This is a genomic window from Corynebacterium sp. HMSC058E07 (assembly GCF_001809885.1).
GTDB lineage: Bacteria > Actinomycetota > Actinomycetes > Mycobacteriales > Mycobacteriaceae > Corynebacterium > Corynebacterium macclintockiae.
The window spans coordinates 12,862-36,203 of the sequence record NZ_KV799274.1; the positions used below are offsets into that span (position 1 = coordinate 12,862).

A 23,342-nucleotide genomic window follows, 5' to 3' on the forward strand; every position below is an offset into this window, starting at 1 on the left:
ATGCACGAAAGGAAACGGCGACTTTCCATGGCAGACAATCAGCAGGGCGACCAGAAGGACGGGCAGCAGAACAACCAGCACACCCGCCCCGCGACGATTCAGCAGATGCGGGAATGGTTGCGCGCGTGGGTTGCGGACGCTACTGGCCTGGATGCCGCCGAGATTTCCGACGAACGCTCTATGCAGGACTTCGGCCTGTCTTCCCGCGATGTCGTTGTGCTGTCCGGCGACCTGGAACGCCTGCTGGGCACCACCCTGGATGCCACGATTGCCTACGAGTTCAACACCATTGCCGCGCTGGCCGATCACTTGATGAACGGCCGCGGTTCTGGCGCTGTTTTGGGTAGTGACGCCACCGCCTCCGCAACCACCGATGCCAGCGCAGGTGGCCCATTGCCGCTGGGTAAGCGGGATATCGCAGTGGTCGGCATGGCAGGCCGCTACCCCGGTGCCGATAGCGCCGATGAGATGTGGGAGCTGTTTTCCAACTACCGCTCCGGCGTGGGCGAGCTGCCCGCCGGGCGCTGGGCGGAGTACTCCCGCGACCCGGAGATGACCCGCCGCATGGAGCAAGCCCAGCTGACGGGTGGCTATATCGAGGACATTGCTTCCTTCGACGCGGAGTTCTTCGGCCTGTCCCCGCTGGAAGCGGCGAACATGGATCCGCAGCAGCGCATCGTGCTGCAGTTGACGTGGGAGGCGCTGGAGGATGCGCACATCCCCGCCAACGAGCTGCGCGGCAAGCCCGTCGGCGTGTTCATGGGTAATACCAACAACGACTACGGCATGCTGATCTCCGCCGATCCGGCGGAGGCGCACCCCTACGCCCTGACGGGTAACTCCAGCTCCATCATTGCCAACCGCATTTCCTATGCCTTCGACTTCCGTGGTCCGTCCGTGGCGATGGATACGGCCTGCTCTTCGTCGCTGGTGGCAATTCACCAGGCGGTGCGTTCTCTGCGCGATGGTGATTCTGATGTGGCTGTGGCGGGTGGCGTCAACCTCCTATGCAGTCCTTTTGCGACCGTGGCGTTTTCCGAACTCGGTGTGCTGAGCCCGACGGGTGGCATCCGTGCCTTCAGCGACGACGCGGACGGCATTGTGCGCTCCGACGGAGCCGGAGTGGTGGTGCTAAAGCGTCTGGAGGATGCCCGCCGCGACGGCGACAATGTGCTGGCCGTGATTAAGGGCTCGGCGGTGAACTCCGATGGCCGCTCCAACGGTCTGACCGCCCCGAACCCGGATGCGCAGGTCGACGTGCTGCGCAGTGCTTACGCGGACGCGCGGATCGACCCGCAGTCGGTGGATTACGTGGAGGCTCACGGTACTGGAACCATTCTGGGTGACCCGATTGAAGCTACCGCGCTGGGCACCGTGCTGGGGCGCCAGCGCGACGTGGCAGAGCCGCTGCTGCTGGGAAGTGCGAAGACTAACTTCGGGCATACTGAAGCCGCTGCGGGTGTCGCGGGCGTGATGAAGGTTGTCATGGCGATGCGCGAGGGCGTGCTGCCGCCGAGCCTGAACTACAGCGGCCCGAACCCGTACATCGACTTTGGCCGTGAGCACCTGGAAGTCGTGGAAGATCCGCGCGAATGGCCGGAGTACTCCGGGCGCGCCATCGCCGGTGTCTCTGGCTTCGGCTTCGGTGGCACGAACGCGCACGTCGTGATCGCGGCGCCGAACCTGGCTGAGGAAGCTGCGGCGGGAGTGGGCTACGCGGCTGTCACTGAGACCGAGGACAGTGCCCCGATTGGGCTGGACCGTGAGGATGCGGCGGGGGAGGCCCCGCGAGTGTTGCTGCCCGTCAGTGGCCTGCTACCCTCGCGCCGCCGCCAGGCCGCCGAAGCACTGGCCGGATACCTGGAGGACAACCGGGAATCCTTTGGCGACGGAGCCACGGAAGCGCTGCACCTGCGCGACCTGGCACTGGCGCTGGCAGGGCACAACCACGGTCGCTCCCGCGGCGTGGTGTCCGCCGCCACCGTCGACGAAGCTATTGCTGGCCTGCAGCGCATCGCAGCGGGCAAGCAGGGCGCGACGGTAAAGACCGCTGATTCTCCGTCGGCCAATGGCCCGGTGTGGGTGTTCTCCGGCTTCGGTTCGCAGCACCGCAAGATGGCTAAGGACCTATACGAACTCTCTGAGTTCTTCGCCGCCCGCCTGGATGAGCTGGATAAGGTCGTGCGGGCCGAGTCCGGCTGGTCCTTCACCGAGATGGTGTTGGACGACGAGCAGAACTACGACACGGAGCGCGCCCAGGTGGGGATTACCTGCGTGCAGATCGCGCTGAACGACCTTCTGCGCACCCTGGGTGCGCAGCCCGCCGCAGTCGTCGGCCAGTCGATGGGTGAGATCGCAGCGGCCTACGCCGTGGGCGGCATTTCCGCCGAGGAAGCCGTGCGCATCGCCTGCCACCGCGCCCGCCTGATGGGCGAGGGGGAGCGCCTGCTGCCGGAGGACAAGCAGGGTGCCATGGCTGTGGTGGAGTTCGGCGTGGAGGAACTTGCCACCTTTACCTCCGAGCACCCGGAATACGCCAAGGTGGAGCCCGCCGTGTACGCCGCGCCGGGCATGACCACCGTCGGTGGCCCCGCGGAGCCGGTGCAGAAGCTGGTCGAATACCTGGAGGGCGAGGGCAAGTTCGCCCGCCTGCTGAAGGTCAAGGGCGCTGGCCACACCTCCATGCTGGACCCCATCCTGGGCGAGCTGCACTACGAGATCTGTGATCTGCAGCCCCAGCCGATCCACACCCCGCTGTACTCCACCGTGGATCGCGGTCGCGTGTACACCCCGGGCGAGGTCGTCCACGATGCCGACTACTTCCTGCGCTGCACCCGCCAGCCGGTCTGGTTCTCGGAGGCGACGGGTAAGCAGTTCGACGATGGCTTCCGCACCTTCATCGAGATCTCCCCGAACCCGGTGGCCCTAATGCCGCTGATGAACAACTCCTTCGCGCACAACGCCAGCGATTCCAAGCTGTTGTTCCTGCTGAAGCGCAAGGAGCCGGTCGCGCAGACTCTGCTGTCCACCCTCGCGGAGCTGTACGTTCAGGGCGCTAACTTGAACCTCAAGGCTCTGGCTGCGGGCTCGCGAACCCTGCAGGACATTGCGATGGGCGGCGCGCAGGGCTCGGCTACCGGTGCGGGCACTGGCACTGGCGCTGGCACTAATGCCCGCTCTAAGGCGCTGCCGAAGGTGCCGGGCACTACCTGGAACCTGCAGCGCTACTGGACCAGCGCCCGCCCGTCGTCGGGCCCTGCCGTGGAGCTGCCCGGTATTCGCGTGAACCTGCCCGATGGTCGCGTTGTGTTCAGCGCAGCGGCGGAGGACGTACCCAGCATCGCGCTGCTCGCCGAGGCCGCCGCCGAGGTGCTTTCTGGCAGCACTACTGGCGCTTCCGAGAACGCCACCGTCGCCGCCACGCGCGAGCACTCCCCACTGCCGACCGCAGGCCAGCTGACGACTATCGCCACCGGTTCCCTCGGCGGCTGGTCCCTGTCCGTCTACGCCGCCGATGGCCCTGCCGGACAGGCAATGCCGCTGGTTGCGGAGGCTTTTATCGCCACTCTTGGGGTTAATGACGCCCCCTCGGCCCCAGCCGCCACCGCTGTCAACGAGGAGCTGAGCGCTTCCGCCGCCAAGGCTTCCGCGAAGGAGAGCGCCGGCAACACTCTGCCCGAGGTCGACGAGACCGCTGACCGCTGGGATCCCAACTCCGGGGAGTCCGCCGGTGACCGCCTGCGCGCCATCGTCTCCGAATCCATGGGCTACGACATCGAGGATCTGCCCGGCGAGCTTCCCCTCATTGACCTGGGGCTGGATTCCCTGATGGGAATGCGCATCAAGAACCGTGTGGAGTACGACTTCGACCTGCCACCGCTGCAGGTTCAGGCGCTGCGCGATGGTTCGGTGGACGATGTGATCGCACTCGTGGAGCAGATGATCGCGGAGCGTCACGCCGGGGAGACCGGCGAGTCGGCTGATGCGGCTGCTGGTGGAGAAGGTGGCGTCACTAAGGAAGAAAGCAATAGCGACAACAACGGCGGCGAGGCGGCAACCGACTACACCGCCACCGCCGGCGGCGTGGCCCCGCGCGACGCGAGCGAAAGGTTGGTGTTCGCGACCTGGGCAAAGGTGACCGGCAAGGCCGCCGCGGGCGTGACCAGTGAGCTGCCGAAGATCGACGAGGAGCAGGCGCGCGGGATCGCGGAGCGCCTGTCCGAACGCTCCGGGGCGGAGGTCAGCGCGGAAGATGTGCTGGCTGCCGAGACCCTCGAGCCACTGAGCGAAAAGGTGCGCAGCAGCCTGGAAAGCGAAGTGGAGGGCAACATCCGCGTGTTGCGGGCACGCCCCGAAGGCAGCACCCGACCGGCGGTCTTCCTATTCCACCCGGCTGGTGGCTCGTCCGTGGTATACGCGCCGCTGATGCGCCGCCTGCCGGAGGACGTGCCGGTGTACGGCGTGGAGCGCCTCGAGGGCGAGCTGGCGGATCGTGCCAGCGCCTACCTGGCGGAGATCATCGAGCTGTCCGACGGCCGCCCGGTGGTGCTGGGTGGTTGGAGCTTCGGCGGCGCCCTGGCCTACGAGGTTGCCTACCAGCTGGGTAAGCGAGCCACCGCAGGTGAGCCGAGCGCAGAGGTCGAGCACATCGTGCTGCTGGATACCGTGCAGCCGAAGAACCCCGCGCCGGATACGAAGGAAGAAATGCACGCGCGCTGGGACCGCTACGCCGCGTTCGCCCAGAAGACCTACGGGCTGCCCCTGGAGGTGCCGCACGAGCTGCTGGACCAGCAGGGCGAAGGCGTGATGATGCAGATGTTCCAGCAGTTCCTGGCTTCCCCGGAGGCCAAGGGGCTCGGCCTGCCCGCGGGCGTGCTGGAGCACCAGCGCGCCAGCTTCGTGGACAACCGCATCCTGGAATCCCTGGACTTCGGAGCCTGGGCGGACGTGCAGGCACCGGTCACGCTGTTCCGCGCGGAGCGAATGCACGACGGCGCGATTGAGCTGGAGCCGGCCTACGCCGAGGTAGCGCCGGACGGTGGCTGGGGCGAGATCGTCAAGGACCTGGAAATCATCCAGCTCCGCGGCGACCACCTGGCTATTGTGGATGAACCAGAGATCTCTAAAGTGGGACGTGTGATCGCCAAGCACATCACGGATGGCGACTAGACGGCGATTAACTAGATAACCTTTAACCAGGCTTGTCGAGAAACGAAGGGACTTTCACTGTGACTGCTGCCGACGAGGGAGCAACCGGCGCCAACGGCACCGGCACCACCGGCACCAACGGCACCGGCACCACCGGCACCACCGCCGAAAAGCTGGCGGAGCTGCACCGCAGGCTGGAACAGGCGCAGGATCCGGGCTCTGAGAAGGCAAAGGCAAGGCGCGACGAAGCGGGGCTGACCACGCCCCGCCAGCGTATTGCCGCGTTGCTGGACGAGGGCACGTTCGTGGAGATCGGCGCCCTGGGTCGCACCCCCGGCGAGGACGATGCCCCCTACGGCGATGGCGTGGTGACCGGTTACGGCCAGGTCGGCGGCCGTACCGTGGCGGTATATGCCCACGATAAGACGGTGTACGGCGGCTCGGTAGGTGAGACCTTCGGCAAGAAGGTCTGCGAGGTCATGGACATGGCCATTCGCATTGGCTGCCCGGTGATCGGCATTAACGATTCCGGTGGCGCCCGCATTCAAGACGCCGTGATGTCCCTGGCGATGTACTCCGAGATCTCCCGCCGCCAGCTGCCGCTGAGCGGCCAGTCCCCGCAGATTTCCATTCTGCTTGGCCCGTCCGCCGGCGGTGCCGTGTATGCGCCCGTGACCACCGACTTCGTGGTGGCCGTCGAAGGTCGCACGCAGATGTTCGTTACTGGCCCGGCCGTGATCGAATCGGTGACGGGCGAAAAGATCTCGATGGAGGAGCTCGGCGGTGCGCGTCAACAGGCCCGCAACGGCAACGTTTCCTACGTCGCGAGCAGCGAAGAAGATGCGTTTAACTATGTAAAGGATCTGCTGGACTTCCTGCCTGCCAGTACCTTCGACGAGACTCCGGAGTTCTGGGCGCCGAACGACGAGCTCACTGAGCGCGACTTCGAACTGAACGACATCATCCCGGATGACCCGAACGCGGGCTACGACATCATGGAGGTGCTGACCCGCATCTTCGACGACGACAACGTGCTGGAGGTCCAGGGCGACTACGGCTCGAACGTCGTCACCGCCTTCGCTCGTATCGACGGACACTCGGTGGGCGTGGTGGCGAACCAGCCGATGGAGCTGGCCGGTTGCCTGGACGCCGACGCTGCGGATAAGGCTGCGCGCTTTATCCGTATTTGTGACGCCTACAACGTCCCCCTCGTCTGGGTTGTGGACACACCCGGATACATGCCGGGCGTGGAGCAGGAAAAGGCTGGCCTGATTCACCGCGGGGCAAAGCTGGGCTTCGCCACGGTCGAAGCGACGGTTCCGAAGGTGACCGTGGTGGTGCGCAAGGCCTTCGGCGGTGGCTATGCCGTGATGGGCTCGAAGAACCTGGGCGCGGACATCAACCTGGTGTGGCCGACTGCGCAGATCGCCGTGATGGGCGCGGAGGCTGCCGTGGTGATGATGCAGGGCAAGGCTCTGGCTGCCATGCCGGAGGAGCAGCGCCCCGCCGCCAAGAAAATGTTCATGGACTTCTATAACGCCAACATGACCAGTCCTTATGTGGCGGCCGAGCGTGGCTACGTGGACTCCGTGATCACTCCGGACCAGACACGTATCCGACTGCGTCAAGCGATGCGTCAGCTGCGCAACAAGCAGGTACAGGAGCCACCGAAGAAGCACACCATCATGCCGATGTAGCTGGTTTTGATCGGTGAAAGTAGTTGATCCACTGGATTGCTGCCCGTAGGATGATGAATGTAGAGATCGCCTGTAAGCGACTCCACATCGCCGAACCCGCCGGATTGACCGGCGGGTTTCGTGCATCTAAGGCCAGATCCGGCAGCGCCCTTCGTTTCGAATTGTCGCGATCATTTCCCAAAGTAAGTTTTGTGTTTTGAGTGCCTTGGGAGCGGCGTGCGTACAGGTCACAGTGCGGTTGTAAATATAGGTGCAGAGATCTGCCGCCTGGAGCCCGCGATAGCTTCGGGAATCATAGAAATCCATCTCGTCGATTCTGTCGAGTTTTGAGCTTCTGTAGCCGAAGGTTCCCTTGCTCTTGTATTGGATGAACTCCTTGCGGCCTTCGGGTGCGGTGTAGTGGTTGTCCAGGTAGGCAATTGCCCTTTCGTCTAGACGCTTTGCATGCTCTTGAATTCGCTCTAAGACGTAACCAATAGCGACCGTGCGGTGGTGGTAAAGAACTCTGTACCGCTCGGCCTGTTTAACCCTGTCTATCCCCTCTCCATAAAATGCATCCGCATAGGCGTCGATCGCCTTCATCGCCTGTGTAAAGACTGCTGTGGCAAGTCGGAGGGGGATGCCATTCCAGTCACCTTTTTGCTGCATCATGTCATAGCCATGTAACTCAGCCTCCGGTTGGACTGAAGTCGTGGAGGAAAACTCCACCATTATTTTGTCCAGCGCTTGGTTTAGTTTGGCCAGGTTTTCTTCGCGGACAATGAGCGCGCCAAGAAAGAAATAGTTGGCTCCCGACTCTGACTCATCGATGAATGCATGCAGCATCGCTGTGGCCGACTATATCCCGATCTTGGTGCTGGCAGGCAGCTTCAGCTCGTCGGCCTTCACGAAATACGTGTGCATCGTGCCGTTGGTCATTTCCAGGTGTTCGGAGAGAGCATCCGGAGTGCCAAGGCCGATTTTCTTTGCTGCTTCCTGCAGCTCCTTCGGTGCCATGTTGGCATCGATCGGCAGCGGGATTAGAGGCAGTCCAGCCACGCGAGGCGTGACGTTCAGCGAACTCACCACGATGTGAAAATGCCCGGTGAGCGTCGTAGTCTGCCCCGGACCAGTCCGCTGCCAGATTCCGCCTTCAGGCCCAGCTCCCGGCGTGGGGAACTGCACCGACAGGTTCGTCAGGATCGCCTTGTCCGCATCAATGCGCAGTGCCGGCTTAGGCCCCTGGGGTGTGGGCTGCTGCACCAGCGACATTTTGACGTGCCCGAGCAGGCGCGTGTTGTCCGCCTTGATGACGTAGGTGCCCTGCTGAACGGGCTTCTCGCCCTTGATCGGCCCCGGTGGGGTGAGGTCCACCCGCAGGTTCTCCGGCACCTCGGGAGGAGCCGGGGGCGCCGGGAGCTTTGGAGGTGGCGGCGGAGCCGGAAGCGCAGGAGGCGGTGGCAGCTGCAATTGCGCCTCGGCGCTCGGGGCAACCTCGACCGCCAGCGCCGCCACCAGCCCGCACATCGACGCCGCTGCAACGACGGCCTTCGCAGCGCTGGAGCCGCCGCGTTTACGCTGCTTGCTCATCTACCTTCCTTTTCTTGACGCCCTTAGGCGGCTTTTCTTCCTCCGTCCACGACAGCGCCAAAGCTCCACCGATAACGGCGCACAAGGTGCCCAGAACGAAGCCGCCGATGTTCGACATGGGAAGCGCCACGATTCCGAGGATCAGGGAGGCTACGCCCGTGAGCAGGCGAGTGTCTGGCTTGAACCACGTCATCAGCCCAGAGGTGATCAACAACGCGCCGATCAACAGGGTGGACACGCCGGAGATCGTGGAGACCTGGATGACGATGTTCGATACCTCGAACGACAGGTATGCCGGAACGATCATGATGATGCCCGACAGCAGCATGAATAGCCCTGCCCCGAACGGGCGGTTGCGGCGCCAATGACCGAAACCGTTGGGGTTAGCACTCGGCATTGTCGCTATCCACAATTGCAATCTTGCTGCCGCCGGCGGTCATCTTATCCGCAGACAGAGAGGTCGCCTCGATTCCCTGCCCCTTCGCTTGCAGGGAGTCGGCGAAGATACCCCAGCCACCGTCCGGAGCGTCTTTATCAATCTTGCCGGCATCAACGCCGATTTGTGGGTTAATCAGGGTTAGATCACCGGAGAGCTTTCGCGCACCGATCAGCATGTTCTCTGCGGAGAAGTTCTGCCCCGGAACGGTCATTTGGAACTTCTTTTCCCCAACGCCGGGGATCTTTATCGGTGCCGTCATGCAGACGTCAGTCACCTTGGCATCCTTAATGCGCAGGCGGGAGATAGCTTCCTTGCCGTTGTGCATCTCGTCAACGTCGGTGAAGAGGTCGAAGCCCTTACCGTCCAGCTCACCGACCTCCATGTTGAAGATCGTGCCGGATAGTGCGAGGTGTGCAGAGACGCCACCCTGAGCGACTGCGACGCCCATCCCAGCGGTAGCCAGCATCCCTACACCGAAGATCGATGCGAATCGAAGTTTGCGAGTATGTCCCATGCGAGTGATCTTAGACACACCGCTCGGCGGTAGGAGGTTTTCTATGTAAAAAAATCAACTATTCTTAATATTTTTCTGGAATAAAGAGCGGTTGGGGCGTGGGGGCGTCAAGAAGAAATGGCCTTATCGCGCCGCATGGCGGCAAGAGCCGTGACCAGGGCGATAAGGGTCAACAGAATCAACCAAGAGACCAGCAATCCCCAGCTGTGGGCGAAGAAATAGCCGGAGACCCAGCCGATGATAGAGGAACCGAGGTAGTAGCTCAGGATGTAGATGCTCGAAGCCTCGGCGCGATCCTGCCGTGCGACCTCGCCGACCCACGCGCTGGAGATTGAGTGGGCGGGGAAGAATGTGGCGGTGAACAGTAGCACGGCTGCGAGCGTGGTGGGGACAGTCGGGATGAAGGCCAGGAAGAGGCCTACCAGTGCCAGGGCGATGCAGGCGACCACGACCTTCGCCTGGCCGTAGCGATTGACCATCGTGCCCGTGCGCGTGGAAGTCCAGGTGCCCGACAGGTAGATGACGAACACGAGCGCGGCGAGGGATTCCGGCAGGCCGAAGGTGTTGATCAGCCGGAAGGTCATGTAGTTGTACAGGGAAACGAAACTGCCCATCAGCAGGAACGGCAACAGGAAAAGCTTCAGCAGGATAGGGTCGCGCAGATGATGGGCGAAGGCCTGCAACTCGTGGGCGAGCGTGATTTTCTTCGGAGTGAAGAAGCGCTGCTTGGGCAGCACCCAGGTGGTCATCAGGGCCATCGCGAAGGCAAAGATCGCGCTCAGGAGGGTGGCTAGGCGCCAATCCGTGAACTCCAGGGCGATGCCTGGGATGAGCCTGCCGATGAGGCCGCCCAGCGAATTACCCGCGATATAGAAACCCATTATTCGGGGGAGGTAGCGCCGGTCGATTTCCTCCGAGAGGAAGGCCATGGTCACGGCTGGCACGCCCGCTACGGCGATGCCCTGCAGGAGGCGCACCGCGATGATCGACTGGATCGACGGCAGCGTGACTAGCGCCAGGGAGAAGAGGGTAGCTGCCAGGACGGATGCCTGGATCACCCGGCGCCGCCCGAAGCGCTCGGAGACGATGCTGAGCGGAATGACCATGAGCGCCAGACCACCCGTGGTGGCGGAGACCGTCAGCGCAGCCAGCGAGGGGGAGACACCGAAGTCCTCCGACAGTGCCGGGAGGACTGCTTGGGTGGCGTACAGGGCGTTGTACGAGGCCAGACCCGAGCACAGGGAGGCGATGAGAGCCTTCTTGTAGCCGATGTCCTCCGGTATGAGAGGGCGAATGCCGTTGGTGGTCTCGGTGTCTTCGCGGGGGCCGGTCACCGTTGGTGCTCCTTTCGCTCTACTCGATCCACGGTATAGAAAAGCTCCCTCTCGAGGAAAACCGCGAGAGGGAGCTGGGGAGGGTTAGGCAGCTAACCCAACAACTTAAGCGCCGATGGTGCCGAAGTCTTCCTTCCAAGCAACCACGGTAGCCGGGCGGGCGATGGAGTCGCCGCCGTCCGGCCAGTGGGACTTGGAGGTCTTGACGGTAGCTTCCTCGTCCTCACCCGGGTGCTGAACGTTGACCAGCACGCGCTTGTCGAAGACCAGCGGGCCACAGGTCTCGGCGCCGGCCGGGACGGTCAGGAACTGCTTGGTCAGGCCACGGGTCTCGCCTTCCAGGGAGACGGCGAACAGGCCGTCGTTGGATTCCAGGGCGTTGCCGTCGGTGGAGACCCACAGGTTGCCGAAGGAGTCGAAGGTGACGTTGTCCGGGCAGGAGATCGGGGAGACCTTGGACTTGTCGAAGCCACCGAAGTAGGTCTCGGCCTCGTCCGGGTCACCACAAACCAGCAGCAGGTTCCACTTGAGGTCTTCGCCGGTGAAGTCATCTTCGATCTCGATGACCATACCGTTCTTGTTTTCCTTGACCGGGGCGTACTCGCGAACACCCTCCTTGTTCTTGCCTTCTTCCTGCGTGCCGCGGTACTTGTTGTTGGTCAGTGCGGCGTAGACCTTGCCGGTGGTCGGGTGCGGCTCGACATCCTCCGGGCGGTCCATCTTGGTAGCCCCGACCTTGTCGCCAGCCTCACGGGTGAAGACGATGACCTCTTCGGCGGACATGCCGTCGACGTGGGACTCGGCGGAGCCGTCCTCCTTGACGGTGACCAGCTTGATCCACTTGCCGGTGCCGTCGAACTTCTCGCCCTTCGGCGGGTTGTTCTCGTCGAAGTCCTTGTTGTTGCCCTCGAAAGTGGCAACATACAGGGTGCCCTCGTCCAGGATCTTCATGTTCTCCTCGCGATCCTTGTCGGTGTTACCGCTGCGGATCTTGCGGGAGGAGACGAACTTGTAGATGTACTCGAAGCGGGAGTCATCGCCGGAGTATGCAACCACGGTGCCGTCGTTGGTGACGTGGATGTTGGAGCCCTCGTGCTTGAAACGACCCAGGGCGGTGTGCTTGACCGGGGTGGACTTCGGATCCCACGGGTTCACCTCAACCACGTAGTTGAAGCGGTGCGGCTCGTTCGGCTCCTTGGTCACGTCGAAGCGGTCGTAGTGCTTTTCCCACTGACGAGCGGTCTTGGCGTCCTCGATGCCGTAGCGGCTCAGGCGCTCGCGTACCTTCTCGTCCTTAACGTTCTCTCCACCAGCGAAGTACTGGTCAACGTTCTCCTCGCCGGACAGGATGGTGCCCCATGGAGTCACGCCACCGGAGCAGTTGTTGAAGGTGCCCTTGACGATCTTGCCTTCCTTGTCGTCAGAGGTCTTCACCAGCTTGTGGCCAACGATCGGGCCACGCAGCTCGAACTCGGTGGTGCCGGTCAGGCGGCGGTTGTACTTGCCCATGACGGGCTTCAGCTTGCCGTCCTTGTCGTTGCCCTCAACCTCGACGATGGACATGCCGTGGCTAGCCAGCTCGATGTCGACGTGCTCCTTGGAGGGGTTCTCCAGGTCGTAGTCTGGGATCATCTGCTGCGGGGTGGAGTACTCGTGGTTGGAGACCAGCAGGAAGCGGTTGTTCTCTCCCTCGATCGGCAGCAGCGCCGCAAAGTCACAGTTGAAGCCGTACTGCTTGGCGGCCTGTTCCGCGGTCTGGTTGTCAACGTCGAATTCCTTGGCGCCCTCAACCACCGGGTCGCCCCAGCGGATAACGACCTCGGACTTATAGCCAGCCGGAACGACGACTTCGTCCTTGGTGTTCGGCTCGACCATCTCGAACTTCAGGCCGTCCGGTGCGTCGGCGTTGCCGGAACCGTTGCCACCCTTGTTCTCGCCGTTGCCGCCCTTTGCGCCACCCTCACCGTTGTCGTCGCTGCAGGCTGCCAGGAAGGAAGCACCGCCGACGGTAACGACTGCTGCGCCACCTGCGCGCAGTGCGCTGCGGCGCGAGAAGGTGCCCTGGATCAGATCCATAAAGTAGTTGTTGTCGGACTTATTGTTCACCGGCTTGGAGCAAGCGTCGCCACACTTGTACACACAGGTGCGGTGGGAACGGCTAGACGTGAAGTCCATTTTCTTCAGCAGATTGCGACCCTTCAGGCCCATGGGGGATCTCTCCTCGATTTTTGCAGTCGGCCATGCCCACACAATGTCGTTCGTCTAGATGTGGTTGGCCATAGTCTTGTTGGGGTTTCAGCTCATCAGCACAGCTAACTGTGCAGATACCTCAAAAGACTTTAAGCAACGTGAAAGAACCCCGTATTGCGCCAAGGTGTACGTCAGGTTAATTCGTTGAAGTGTGCTTCGAACGTTCCTTGACGCGAGCGGACGTCTACTTGTTGAACATCCGCCCCATGCGCTTCATGCGCGAAAGCCTACGCAGCCGACCCAAGCGGAACATCCCGCGCCAGCCGAACAGTAGCAGGCCGCTCATCACGGTCGCCACGATCATGAACGACCAGTGCGGAACCTCCCCGTGGCGAATTCCCCAGATTCCCAACCCTACGATCACATTGGTGATCCACACCATCGCGCCCGTAGAGAACTCGAAGCCACTGAAGCCGTCCGCGCCCGTGACCTGCGCGCTTTTTCGCGGCCGCACCACGCCGATCCACAGCAGCGCCCACACGATCGCCACCCCGATCGGGAATGGCCAGGAGGTATCCAGCCAACCGGTGAAGCTCAGTGGCATCTCTGGGGTATTGTGCGCAATGCGTGCTAGCAGGGCAAACAGCAGTACGGCGAGGACGTCGAAGCTCAGCGCCATCACTGGCGAGCGTTGCGTCTTGCCAGGTAGACCGCCGGTGGCGGTGTTAGTGGGGGTGCTCATGGCCTCGTATCTTACTGTCTTTTTCTATTGTGCTTCGCCGACCGGCTCTTGCACTTTTTCTTGAGGACGCCCATTGTCCGCCGCGACCTGTTCAGCCTCGCCCTTGGGGTTGACCATCTTGGTGGCAAAGAACACGATCCAGCCCACGATGGTCAGACCCACGAAGCTGAGCATACGGAAAACGATCACCGCCCCGAACGCCTGGACGGAGGTAAGCGTGCCGAATCCCACCAGCGCACTGGTCAGAGCAACATCCACTGGCCCCAGGCCACCGGGGGTGACCTGCGCCTGACCCACCAGCTTGGCGGTCAGGAAGGCCAGCACTGCGCCGGCGATGGGCGGGGTGGCGCCGACGGCGTAGATGCAGGCCAACAGACACAGGATTTCGAAAATCCAGTTGCCCAAGCTGGCGGCAATAGCGGCCGCGAGCTTCGGCAGTGGTAGCTCCACGGCGGACAGCTGGCGGGAGAATCCACGGACGCTGTCGGTGAAGCGGTCGGCGGGCTTGCCGCGGCGGGTGTTGTAGGTGCGCAGCCTGTTGACGAGCCACCGCTCCACCACGTCGCGATTCTTGGCCACCCAGTTGGTTAGGAGTGCCAGTGCGACCAGGGCGAGGAGGGACAGAGCCACGGTTACCGGCTTCACGGTCTGGCCGAGGAAAAACACTGCGCCGATGGCCAGGATCGCCATGCCGCCACCGGCCAGGGCGCCGGACAGCAGCATGTACCAGCTGGCGATAACGGGTGTGGCACCCCACTTCAGCTGTTCGCGGAAGATCATGGCTGCCGAAAGCGCCGGGCCGCCGGGGAATGTAGAGGACCAGGAGTTAGCGGCCAGGCCCAGCCAGTTCACGGTTGTGCGCTTGACCTTCACACCGGCGCTGCGCAGAAGCACCACCATCACCTCGGCCTGCGCGACCATGGAGAGCGCCAGCGCCACGACGGCGAGCGCGATCCAGCGTTTATCGGCGTGGGCAAGCTCCCGCCAACCCTCGCCGATGAAGTGCAGGTGTTCCCGGGCGACGAAAGCGATCAGACCGATCAGAGCCAGGGATAACAGTGCCCGCACATCTGCGCGCCGCCAGAGGCTACTCATTCATGCCCCTTTCGTCCATATTCCCGTCGCCTTCAACGTCGCCTTCACCGCCGCCTTCGCCGTTGCCGTCATTGTTGCGCTGGCCTTCCACCCGGCGCATCAGCTCCGCGAAGGGCAGATCCCGCTGGCGTGCGGGAGCATCACCGGAATGCTGGGCGGGCACGGGGGCGATGGCGTCCACACCAGAAAGCTCCGCAACCGTCACCTGCGACGAACGGGAAGCCGTCGCTGCCTCGCGCGGCGAGGGTTCCAGCTGCTCGTTGTGCCCGACCTTCTCCGATAGGCGCTTGACCCATCGCGGTGCCCACCAGTTGTCCGGGCCGAGCAGATGCATGATGGAGGGCACGAGGAGCATGCGGATGATCGTCGCATCGAAGATCAGTGCGATGACCATGCCGAAGGCGATGTACTTCATCATCACGATCGACGAGAAACCGAAGGCGCCGCAGACCACAATCATGATCAACGCAGCAGCGGTAATGATGCTGCCGGTGGTGGCCGTGCCGAAGCGGATCGCCTGATCCGTGGAGGCACCACGGGCGCGGGCCTCCACCATGCGGGAAACCAGGAACACCTCGTAGTCCGTCGATAGGCCGAAGACGATGGCGATGATCAGCACTAGCACCGGCGAAGTCAGCGGTCCGGCGGTGAAGTTGAACATGTCGGCGCCGTGGCCGTCGACGAAGATCAATGTCAGCAGGCCAAGGGTCGCGCCGGTGCCCAGGATGTTCATGATCACGGCCTTGGCGGGAATGATCAGCGAGCCGAAGATCATGGCCATCAGGACGAAGCTGACCAGCACGATGTACAGCAGCATCCACGGCAGCTTCTCGAACAGCGCGTCGATGGACTCGACCTCCAGGGCAGGAGTGCCGGCGACGTACACGTTGGCGCCGTCGACGTTGATGTCCTCCAGTGCGCCGACGATGCGGTCGTTATCCTTGCGCTCCGCAATGCCGGTGGACAGCACAGTCACGCCGTCCTTCGTGGGGCGGGAAACCTGGAACGGGGCGGTCAGGCCAGGCACAGCATTGGCCTCCTGGTAGACCGCGCCCACGGCCTGGGAATCACCCTCGATGACCAGCTTGATCGGGTCGGTGCGGAACTGCGGGAATTTCTCCGTGAACTCTTCCTGGTTCACGCGGGTCTGGTTCGACGGCGGCAGGTAGGTCTCGTTGATGCCACCCAGCTTGATACCCGCAATCGGCACTGCCACCAGCAACAGACCGCCGACGATGGCGACCGTGAACAGCTTGGAGTGGCGCATGGCGAAGGCCGGGATGCGGCCCCAGATGCCGTTGACCTGCTCGGAACGGCGGCGGTCGCGCTTCTTTTTGAAGGACCACTTGTCGATGTTCGGCCCCAGCATCGCGAAGATACTCGGCAGCACGGCCACGGACAGCAGTGCCGCCAGCCCCACGGCAGAGATCGCGCCGAAGGCCACGGACTTCAGGAAGGCCTGTGGGAAGATGAACAGCCCGGACAGCGCCACGGCCACCATTGCCGCGGAGAACACCACGGTCTTGCCTGCGGTCGCAGTGGTGTTGCGCACAGCGGTGCGCGTGTCGTTGCCCTCGGCCATTTCCTCGCGGAAGCGGGAGACCATGAACAGGCCGTAGTCGATGGCCAGGCCCAGGCCCAGCAGCGTGACGACCGACTGGGCGAAGACGTTGATCTGCGTGAAGCTGGCCAGGATCGCCAGCACACCCATGGAGCCCAGGATCGACAGGCCGCCCACCAGCAGCGGCATAAACGCGGCGATCAACCCGCCGAAGACGATCAGCAGCAGCAGACCGACGGCGGGCAGGGCGTAGACCTCGGCGCGGTGGATATCCCCGGCCATGCCCTCGTCCAAAGAGTCAGAGACCGCTGTGGCGCCGGCGATCTTCACATCCACGCCAGGGGCGCTGATAGCACGCAGGTCATCCTCGATCTTGCGGAAGTTGATCAGCACGTCATCTTCCACGCCCTTCAGCCCGATGGCTGCAAAAGCGGCAGTGCCATCCGGGTTGGCCATGGCGGCCGGACCGCGGTTAAAGAAGCTGGTCACCCCACCGATCTCAGCGGGGTGATCCTTGCGCAGCTGATCAATCTGCTGGGTCATGGCCTGCTTGACCTCGTCAGAGGTAGCGGACCCCGGCTTGTCGCCGGTGACCATCAGGATGACGTCCCCGTTGGCGTCCCGACCAAAAACGTCTTGCTCGATCTGCGCGGCCTTCGTGGACTGCGAGTGGGGGTCGTCCCACCCCTCCTGGCTCATCCGGTCGGCCAGTTTCAGCCCGGCGACGACATACAGCACCAGGATCGCCGCAATGATCACCAGAGGGATCAGCCGGCGGAACCGGTAGGCGACATCGCCCCAAGAGCTAAACAACGTAAGATCCTTTCCTTTTCGCCAGACCCTTCCTGGCAGATTTCCCTATAGTCTACGAACCCGACCAGGGCGAATGGCAAACCTTTCGGGGTGTGTTAGCTATTTCTTCCGCCACAGGTATTCGCGGATCACGTGCTCCTTGTCCAGCCCCTTGCCCTCGAATTTCGTGATGACCTGCCGGTCCGTCAGCTGTGGAATGTCCGACTGGTCCTCGGGCCAGCCCAGGTACTCCAGCTGCTCTTCGACCTGTACCAATTCGTCGATCCACTCCGCGTAGTCCGCGTGATCGGTGGCGATGTGCAGAATGCCGCCCGGCTTCAATCGGGAGGCGATCAGGTGCAGTGTGCCGGATTGTACGATGCGCCGCTTGTGGTGGCGCGCCTTCGGCCATGGATCCGGGAAGTAAATGCGCACGCCGGACAGCGTTTCGGGTGCGAACATGCGCTGCATGACTTCGACCCCGTCGCCGCGGATCATGCGCACGTTGTGGATGTCCCCGCGCACCAGCGAGCCCAGCAGTTTGGCCAGCCCGGGGCGGTAAAGCTCGACGGCGACGATGTTTTTATCTGCTTCCAGCGGCGCCATCGCGGCGGTCGAGGTGCCCGTTCCGGAGCCAATTTCCACAATTGTTTCCGCATCGCGGCCGAACCATTCGGGAAGGTCGATGACCTCATCGGCAAGCACTTTGCCCAGCTCTGGCCAGTGTTCGTTCCACAGCGCCTCTTGGTTGTCGGTCAAGGTGCCGCGGCGAAAGCTGAAATTGCCCAGTCGCGGATAGTCGCGACCGTCGTTAAACTGTGTCTGTAGCGGGCGGCCTGGGGGAAGGCTGCCTGAAGTGTCATCGGAATTATTCATCTAGACCATTCTTGCAGACAGGCTGCAGAATGTCTTAAGCCAAGTGGGGGACTTAACAAAGTGGGGAAGACTATTTCCGTCATTGGCCCGGATGGGCGCGCGGTAGCCGAATGTGCGGCGCTGTTGCGTGCGCGGGTGGAAAGAACAGCAGGTAAGACAGGGGAAAAGTTAGTGGTCATCGAGGGTGCTGGCCCGCAGCAGCGCCCCGATATCGTCGTTGCGGTGGTCAGCAGCGCCACCCCGGAGGATCGGAAGGTCGCCCGGGCAGTCGCGCAGGCCATGGGCGTGGTGCTGTTGTGGCCCTTTGGTAGTGACGCCCCCTCGTCCGCGTGGGTCGACACCCCAGGTTGGGTCTGGTGCGAGGGCGTAGACGAGGTATGCGATTGGATCCATGAGCTGGGAGTGGATCTGGAGGAGTGGGAGGTCGATGCGCGCCGGGCGGATGCAGAGCGCCTAGACCGGGTGCGCATTGCCACGCGGCTGAGCGCCACCCGGATCGCCCAGGAGGTGTTAGATACGGCCGAGGAAAGCGAGCGGTCTGCAGGTAACCGTGAGGATTTCGAGGACCTGCACTCTGCCTTCATGGCTCGTCTGCGCTTGGCAGTACTGGAGCAGGGGGCGCAGTTTCCACCACTTCCCGAAACTCAGGTGCAGCCGCCGGTGCGACCGACGGTGGTGGCCGGGGCACGAGCCAGCCTGGTGCCAGTGGCTGCGGCGGGCATTGCAGCGGGATTAGGCCTGGGGACGATGGTCGGCAGGATCTTCGGAGTGATTGCTGGAATCGTGGTCGGGCTGCTGGTGGCGTTGGCCGTGGTCGGCGCGCGGCTGGCGATGTTGCGCCACGAGGCGTGGAAGACTCGTGCAGCTAAGGAATCCGCTGTGTTGCGCCAGCACTGGGCGGGCGTGGTGACGGAGGTTGTTGCCCGCCTAGACATCCCGCCGGTAGCGCCACGGATCCGCAACCTGGCCATGGAGGTGCGCTGATGAGCATGGACATGTTTGACGGAATGTTCGATTCCCCGGAAGGCGCTGTGCCGCAGAATCCTTTGGCGGATCTGGTCGAAGGACATGGACTGCAGGGTGCTCTGCACAGTGCGCTGCCCTCTGGGCTGGGCGATGGGCTGGGCGATGGGCTGGGCGATGGTCTCAGCGATGGTTTGGGTGGTGGCCTGACCGTTGAATTTAAGGGGCGCGAATACTTTGTCGACGCGCTCAACGTCCATGATCCCAATGCTCACAACCCCAACCGGGGAGCCGATACCGGCGTGGACGGAACCGGTCGGGGTTGGGGCGGAGTCGAAGAGTCCGTCACCATTGCCGACGACCGCGGAATGAGCATCCTCAGCGATACGGATGGGGACGGCAAAGTGGACTACGTTTCCACAGTGTCCTACGACGGACAATGGTCAGCCTGGCGATGGATTGAGCCGGGGGAGGCCGAGGGGGCGTCACTAAGAAACAACAAGAACACCCCCGATACGGGGGGTGGGCAGTGGGAAACGGACGCCTGGAAATGCGTTGATCGGGGTGAATGGGGTTAGTGCGGGTGTGATCTGCGTCCACAGGCACCAGAACCGAACAACACCCCTGGGCAACGCGATAGTCTGGGGGTGCAAGGGGACTCGTGTGCCAATGCGCAGACCCGGAAAATTACAGATCAAAGCGATACCGTGCGCCTAAATATCGCAGGTTTTAGTAGACTTTAGGTGAATACAACCGCGTTTGAACAGGACGTTTAAACATACGGCTGGCTAGTGCATTTTGCGCATATGTGGCTGAGTCGGGTTGTGGGAAACAAAAACGTAGGGAGAATATCGATGACAATTCGAGGGCTTGTCGGCAAGGCACCCACCAAGAACCAGGAGATGCTGAATTGGATCGAGGAGGCTGTGGAGCTCTTCCAGCCGGAATCGGTCGTGTTTTGTGACGGCTCCGAGGAGGAGTGGAACCAGCTGGCAGAGCAGCTGGTCGAGCACGGCACCCTGATCAAGCTGGACGAAGAGGCGCAGCCGAACTCCTTCCTGGCGCGCTCCAACCCGTCTGACGTTGCGCGCGTGGAATCCCGCACCTTCATCTGCTCTAAGACTGAGGAAGACGCCGGCCCCACCAACAATTGGATGGACCCGGAGCAGATGCGCGCCGAAATGCGCGAGCACTTCTCCGGCTCCATGAAGGGCCGCCGCATGTACATCGTGCCTTTCTGCATGGGCCCGATTACCGACCCGTCCCCGAAGCTAGGCATCGAGATTACCGACTCCCCGTACGTGGTTATGTCCATGCGCATCATGACCCGTATGGGTAAGGAAGCCCTGGACAAGATCGGCGACAACGGCGAGTTCGTGAAGGGCCTGCACTCCGTGGGCGCGCCGCTGGAGCCAGGGCAGGAAGACTCCACCTGGCCGTGCAACGACACGAAATACATCACCCACTTCCCGGAGGATCGCGAGATCTGGTCCTACGGCTCCGGTTACGGCGGCAACGCCATCCTGGCTAAGAAGTGCTACGCACTGCGCATTGCTTCCGCCATGGCGCGCGACGAGGACTGGATGGCAGAGCACATGCTGATCCTGAAGCTGATCAGCCCGGAGGACAAGGCCTACTACATCTGTGCGGCCTTCCCGTCCGCATGCGGCAAGACCAACCTGGCCATGATCCAGCCGACCATCCCGGGCTGGCGCGCAGAGGTCGTCGGCGACGACATCGCATGGCTGCGCTTCGGCGAGGACGGCCGCCTGTACGCCGTGAACCCGGAGAACGGCTTCTTCGGCGTGGCACCGGGCACCAACTACGCCTCCAACCCGATGGCTATGAAGTCCATGGAGCCGGGCAACACCCTGTACACCAACGTCGGCCTGACCGACGACGGGGACGTCTGGTGGGAGTCCAAGGAAGGTGAGCCGCAGCACCTCATCGACTGGCTGGGCAACGAGTGGACCCCGGATTCCGGCAACAAGGCCGCGCACCCGAACTCCCGCTACTGTGTGCCAATCGAGCAGTGCCCGGTTGCCGCACCGGAGTTCAACGACCCGAAGGGCGTGCCGGTTTCCGCCATCCTGTTCGGCGGTCGCCGTGCGGACACCGTGCCGCTGGTTACCCAGGCCCGCGACTGGAACCACGCCACGTTCATCGGCGCCACCCTCGCTTCCGGCCAGACCGCGGCTGCTGCGGAGGCTGCCGTTGGCTCCCTGCGCCACGACCCGATGGCCATGCTGCCGTTCATCGGCTACAACGCCGGTGACTACCTGCAGCACTGGATCGACATGGGCAACAAGGGCGGCGACAAGATGCCAGAGGTCTTCCTGGTCAACTGGTTCCGCCGTGGCGAGGACGGCCGCTTCCTGTGGCCGGGCTTCGGCGAGAACTCCCGCGTGCTGAAGTGGATCGTCGACCGCATCGAAGGCCGCGTGGAGGCCGACGAAACCGTCGTTGGCTACACCGCCCGCTACGAGGATATCTACACCGATGGCCTGAAGGAGACGGAGGAGGACATCCGCGAGGCACTGTCCGTGAACCCGGCTGACTGGGAGCGCGACCTGGCCGACAATGAGGAATGGCTGAAGTTCCTGGGTCCGAAGGTTCCGTCCGAGGTGTGGGACGAGTTCCAGGGTCTGAAGGATCGCGTGCAGGCTGCGAAGTAGCTGTTAGTTGCGCTAGCGCTAGACGCTGATCTGAGCGAGGCGCCGGGAGAGCTTTTCTCCCGGCGCTTTCTTTGTGCCCAGGTTCTTTAAGCCGATGACGCCGCAGCCTCCGACCAGAGCGACGGCTGCAACTAACGCCCCTCGGGCGGGTGGGTAGTGGAACGCAGAGGGCGCGCTGATGAATCCGACAAACCCGCCGAGGAGTACCGCCTGGATAAGTAGCGTGAATCCGAAGGTCGCCCCCCTGCTACACGCCCATACGATGCGCCACCACAGCAGGGAGCAAGCTGATAGCGCCGAACCGAGCGCCAGACAATGCCACAAGGGAGCCGAGGAGATGATGCCCGCAATGAATAGGCCGGCGCCAGCCAGCGTTGAGGATGCGAAAGCTTTCGAGCAATACATGTGCGTGACAAGGCCTGGGACGGCCGAGGTGGCGCGCAGGGAGGCGTCATAAAACCCCAAATTAAGACCCAACAACGTCAGAACCGGGGCGATGTAGAGCACCGTGAGGTTTGGCGGAAGAGGGGTGAGCGAAAGGCTGGCGGCGAAGAAGATTGGTGCAACAAAGACACTGGTGAGAGTGGGGATGTCGCGGAGGTAGGAGTCGAAGAGCAGGCGGACGAGGCCGATCACAGCTAGCACGATTACTGCGATGGCGAGCCCCTGGGCGATGGTCACGAAAACGTTGGAGATATTGGTCGCGTCGGAGGTGTCAGTGGGAGTCCGCGAGGCCACAAAGGTCGCGACGACGGCTGTGACGAGAGCGGGGAGGAGCTCCCAGAAACGCCAACCGAGGAATGCACCGAGGATGATTGCCGGGCGGCCGACGGGAAGTAATGGGTGGCGTAGGTTGATGCAGGCTGTGTCCGGCGGGCGGACCATGAGCAGGCAGAACCACGCAATGGCTAGGCGTGCGAAGGTAATGGGTAGGATGTGCTGGCCGTCGTGGGCGGCTTGAGTGTCCTCCGCGCCGATGACCGGAGCTTGGATCGCTTGGACGGCTAGCAGACAAGCCGGAGCCATGCGAAGAACAGTCAGCAGGCGACCATGTTTGGTGCCTTCGAGCCAGTGCGAATGGCGAACCAGGTTGACTTCGCGTGCAAGGCGTTGAAAGGAAGTCACTGGAATAGCTCCTGCAGGCCGTCTTCAGTTAGCTCGAGGATGTGGTCTTTCGGCGAGAAGTCAGTGTGGGAAATCGCCAGGACGGCGGCGCCGGCCCGAGCCTGTTCTGTGATGAGCTCGGCGATGGTCTTGCGGCCGTGGGAGTCGAGTTCCTCGAAAGGCTCGTCGAGAATGAGGATCTTGCGTGGGATCGCGAAGGCGTTGAGGGCGAAGGCTTTGCGCAAGTTGCCACTGGAAAGCTGATCTAGTCGACTACGTTGAGTGGCACGTCCACCGAGGCGCTGCCAGAGTGACTCGACCTGCTGCTCTTGGATGCCGTAGCCTGTGGAGATCGCTCGGCACCACTGCTGAAAGTTCAGGGAGGGTAGCGGGCTAACGCGCGACGGCAAATAGCCGAATAGGTGTTGGTGAGCTCGTGTTCCGGGGAGGGGAAGACAAGCGTTGCGGGAACCTTCGAGAGGGCGGATAAAGCCGACGATGGTATCCGCCAGCGTGGATTTACCGATGCCGTTGGCGCCGGTCACGCGGTAGACCTTGCCGGGGGTTACAACGAGGTTGAGGCCGCTGGCCAGCGGGGTGCTGGAGCGGCCTATCGTGCAGTCAGTGAGGAGTTGCATCGGAG

Annotated in this window: 17 protein-coding genes; 5 read left to right on the forward strand and 12 right to left on the reverse strand. The window is 62.9% G+C overall.

Annotated features, from left to right (window positions below; genetic code table 11):
• Nucleotides 1-27: 27 nt before the first annotated feature.
• Nucleotides 28-5,169, forward strand: coding sequence for a polyketide synthase Pks13 (pks13, locus tag HMPREF2678_RS05080; RefSeq protein ID WP_070551206.1), 5,142 nt, complete (start codon nt 28-30; stop codon nt 5,167-5,169).
• A gap of 152 nt (nt 5,170-5,321) precedes the next feature.
• The gene (locus tag HMPREF2678_RS05085; protein WP_210382705.1) at nt 5,322-6,845 is read left to right on the forward strand and encodes an acyl-CoA carboxylase subunit beta; all 1,524 of its coding nucleotides are present in this window, start codon (nt 5,322-5,324) and stop codon (nt 6,843-6,845) included.
• A 126-nt stretch (nt 6,846-6,971) separates the two neighbouring features.
• On the opposite strand, the gene HMPREF2678_RS05090 is transcribed toward HMPREF2678_RS05085, so the two are convergent.
• The 10 genes from HMPREF2678_RS05090 to trmB all read right to left on the reverse strand — a co-directional run bounded on the left by HMPREF2678_RS05090 (nt 6,972) and on the right by trmB (nt 17,957).
• The gene (locus HMPREF2678_RS05090; RefSeq protein WP_035002771.1) at nt 6,972-7,670 is read right to left on the reverse strand and encodes a DUF3800 domain-containing protein; all 699 of its coding nucleotides are present in this window, start codon (nt 7,668-7,670) and stop codon (nt 6,972-6,974) included.
• Nucleotides 7,671-7,682: 12 nt separating this feature from the next.
• Nucleotides 7,683-8,414 (reverse strand): hypothetical protein, encoded by a 732-nt coding sequence (locus HMPREF2678_RS05095; RefSeq protein ID WP_070551210.1) that lies wholly within the window; start codon nt 8,412-8,414, stop codon nt 7,683-7,685.
• Entirely contained in the window at nt 8,398-8,811 is a 414-nt protein-coding gene (locus HMPREF2678_RS05100) for a DUF6114 domain-containing protein (RefSeq protein WP_034981591.1), read from the reverse strand. Before HMPREF2678_RS05100 ends, HMPREF2678_RS05095 begins: the two co-directional genes overlap by 17 nt.
• A complete protein-coding gene (locus HMPREF2678_RS05105) occupies nt 8,798-9,367 on the reverse strand; it encodes a DUF6230 family protein (RefSeq protein WP_034972603.1) in 570 nt (189 codons plus the stop codon). The genes HMPREF2678_RS05100 and HMPREF2678_RS05105 overlap by 14 nt, the downstream gene beginning before the upstream one ends.
• A gap of 107 nt (nt 9,368-9,474) precedes the next feature.
• Entirely contained in the window at nt 9,475-10,701 is a 1,227-nt protein-coding gene (locus HMPREF2678_RS05110; protein WP_034976256.1) for an MFS transporter, read from the reverse strand.
• Nucleotides 10,702-10,806: 105 nt separating this feature from the next.
• Nucleotides 10,807-12,909, reverse strand: coding sequence for a PhoX family protein (locus HMPREF2678_RS05115; protein ID WP_034976255.1), 2,103 nt, complete (start codon nt 12,907-12,909; stop codon nt 10,807-10,809).
• Nucleotides 12,910-13,135: 226 nt separating this feature from the next.
• Nucleotides 13,136-13,633 (reverse strand): DUF3054 domain-containing protein, encoded by a 498-nt coding sequence (locus tag HMPREF2678_RS05120; protein ID WP_070551212.1) that lies wholly within the window; start codon nt 13,631-13,633, stop codon nt 13,136-13,138.
• 24 nt (nt 13,634-13,657) lie between these two features.
• Nucleotides 13,658-14,728 carry a lysylphosphatidylglycerol synthase transmembrane domain-containing protein gene (locus HMPREF2678_RS05125; RefSeq protein WP_034994393.1) on the reverse strand — a complete coding sequence of 357 codons (1,071 nt, stop codon included), beginning with the start codon at nt 14,726-14,728 and terminating at the stop codon, nt 13,658-13,660.
• The gene (locus HMPREF2678_RS05130; RefSeq protein WP_051891543.1) at nt 14,721-17,102 is read right to left on the reverse strand and encodes an MMPL family transporter; all 2,382 of its coding nucleotides are present in this window, start codon (nt 17,100-17,102) and stop codon (nt 14,721-14,723) included. Before HMPREF2678_RS05130 ends, HMPREF2678_RS05125 begins: the two co-directional genes overlap by 8 nt.
• 99 nt (nt 17,103-17,201) lie before the next feature.
• On the reverse strand, nt 17,202-17,957 hold the full coding sequence (gene trmB / locus HMPREF2678_RS05135; RefSeq protein ID WP_034994390.1) for a tRNA (guanosine(46)-N7)-methyltransferase TrmB: 756 nt from the start codon (nt 17,955-17,957) through the stop codon (nt 17,202-17,204).
• 60 nt (nt 17,958-18,017) lie between these two features.
• On the opposite strand from trmB, the gene HMPREF2678_RS05140 reads away from it, so the two are divergent.
• The 3 genes from HMPREF2678_RS05140 (at nt 18,018) to HMPREF2678_RS05150 (ending at nt 21,595) form a co-directional block, all read left to right on the forward strand.
• Nucleotides 18,018-18,941 (forward strand): hypothetical protein, encoded by a 924-nt coding sequence (locus HMPREF2678_RS05140; RefSeq protein ID WP_141747026.1) that lies wholly within the window; start codon nt 18,018-18,020, stop codon nt 18,939-18,941.
• On the forward strand, nt 18,941-19,498 hold the full coding sequence (locus HMPREF2678_RS05145; RefSeq protein WP_051879647.1) for a DUF6802 family protein: 558 nt from the start codon (nt 18,941-18,943) through the stop codon (nt 19,496-19,498). Before HMPREF2678_RS05140 ends, HMPREF2678_RS05145 begins: the two co-directional genes overlap by 1 nt.
• Before the next feature lie 276 nt (nt 19,499-19,774).
• The gene (locus tag HMPREF2678_RS05150; RefSeq protein ID WP_070551218.1) at nt 19,775-21,595 is read left to right on the forward strand and encodes a phosphoenolpyruvate carboxykinase (GTP); all 1,821 of its coding nucleotides are present in this window, start codon (nt 19,775-19,777) and stop codon (nt 21,593-21,595) included.
• Nucleotides 21,596-21,613: 18 nt separating this feature from the next.
• On the opposite strand, the gene HMPREF2678_RS05155 is transcribed toward HMPREF2678_RS05150, so the two are convergent.
• Both HMPREF2678_RS05155 and HMPREF2678_RS05160 read right to left on the reverse strand, forming a co-directional pair.
• Nucleotides 21,614-22,720: a hypothetical protein gene (locus HMPREF2678_RS05155; RefSeq protein WP_070551220.1), complete on the reverse strand. Its 1,107-nt coding sequence runs from the start codon at nt 22,718-22,720 to the stop codon at nt 21,614-21,616.
• A complete protein-coding gene (locus HMPREF2678_RS05160; protein ID WP_034981610.1) occupies nt 22,717-23,337 on the reverse strand; it encodes an ABC transporter ATP-binding protein in 621 nt (206 codons plus the stop codon). Before HMPREF2678_RS05160 ends, HMPREF2678_RS05155 begins: the two co-directional genes overlap by 4 nt.
• Nucleotides 23,338-23,342: the final 5 nt, after the last annotated feature.

What these genes read in the sequence shown, in the direction of transcription:
- HMPREF2678_RS05150 (WP_070551218.1), top strand. Translation starts at nt 19,775, where the DNA reads ATGACAATTCGAGGGCTTGTCGGCAAGGCACCCACCAAGAACCAGGAG.
- HMPREF2678_RS05100 (WP_034981591.1), bottom strand. Translation starts at nt 8,811, where the DNA reads ATGCCGAGTGCTAACCCCAACGGTTTCGGTCATTGGCGCCGCAACCGC.
- HMPREF2678_RS05090 (WP_035002771.1), bottom strand. Translation starts at nt 7,670, where the DNA reads ATGCTGCATGCATTCATCGATGAGTCAGAGTCGGGAGCCAACTATTTC.
- HMPREF2678_RS05095 (WP_070551210.1), bottom strand. Translation starts at nt 8,414, where the DNA reads ATGAGCAAGCAGCGTAAACGCGGCGGCTCCAGCGCTGCGAAGGCCGTC.
- HMPREF2678_RS05160 (WP_034981610.1), bottom strand. Translation starts at nt 23,337, where the DNA reads ATGCAACTCCTCACTGACTGCACGATAGGCCGCTCCAGCACCCCGCTG.
- HMPREF2678_RS05145 (WP_051879647.1), top strand. Translation starts at nt 18,941, where the DNA reads ATGAGCATGGACATGTTTGACGGAATGTTCGATTCCCCGGAAGGCGCT.
- pks13 (WP_070551206.1), top strand. Translation starts at nt 28, where the DNA reads ATGGCAGACAATCAGCAGGGCGACCAGAAGGACGGGCAGCAGAACAAC.
- trmB (WP_034994390.1), bottom strand. Translation starts at nt 17,957, where the DNA reads ATGAATAATTCCGATGACACTTCAGGCAGCCTTCCCCCAGGCCGCCCG.
- HMPREF2678_RS05125 (WP_034994393.1), bottom strand. Translation starts at nt 14,728, where the DNA reads ATGAGTAGCCTCTGGCGGCGCGCAGATGTGCGGGCACTGTTATCCCTG.
- HMPREF2678_RS05115 (WP_034976255.1), bottom strand. Translation starts at nt 12,909, where the DNA reads ATGGGCCTGAAGGGTCGCAATCTGCTGAAGAAAATGGACTTCACGTCT.
- HMPREF2678_RS05105 (WP_034972603.1), bottom strand. Translation starts at nt 9,367, where the DNA reads ATGGGACATACTCGCAAACTTCGATTCGCATCGATCTTCGGTGTAGGG.
- HMPREF2678_RS05120 (WP_070551212.1), bottom strand. Translation starts at nt 13,633, where the DNA reads ATGAGCACCCCCACTAACACCGCCACCGGCGGTCTACCTGGCAAGACG.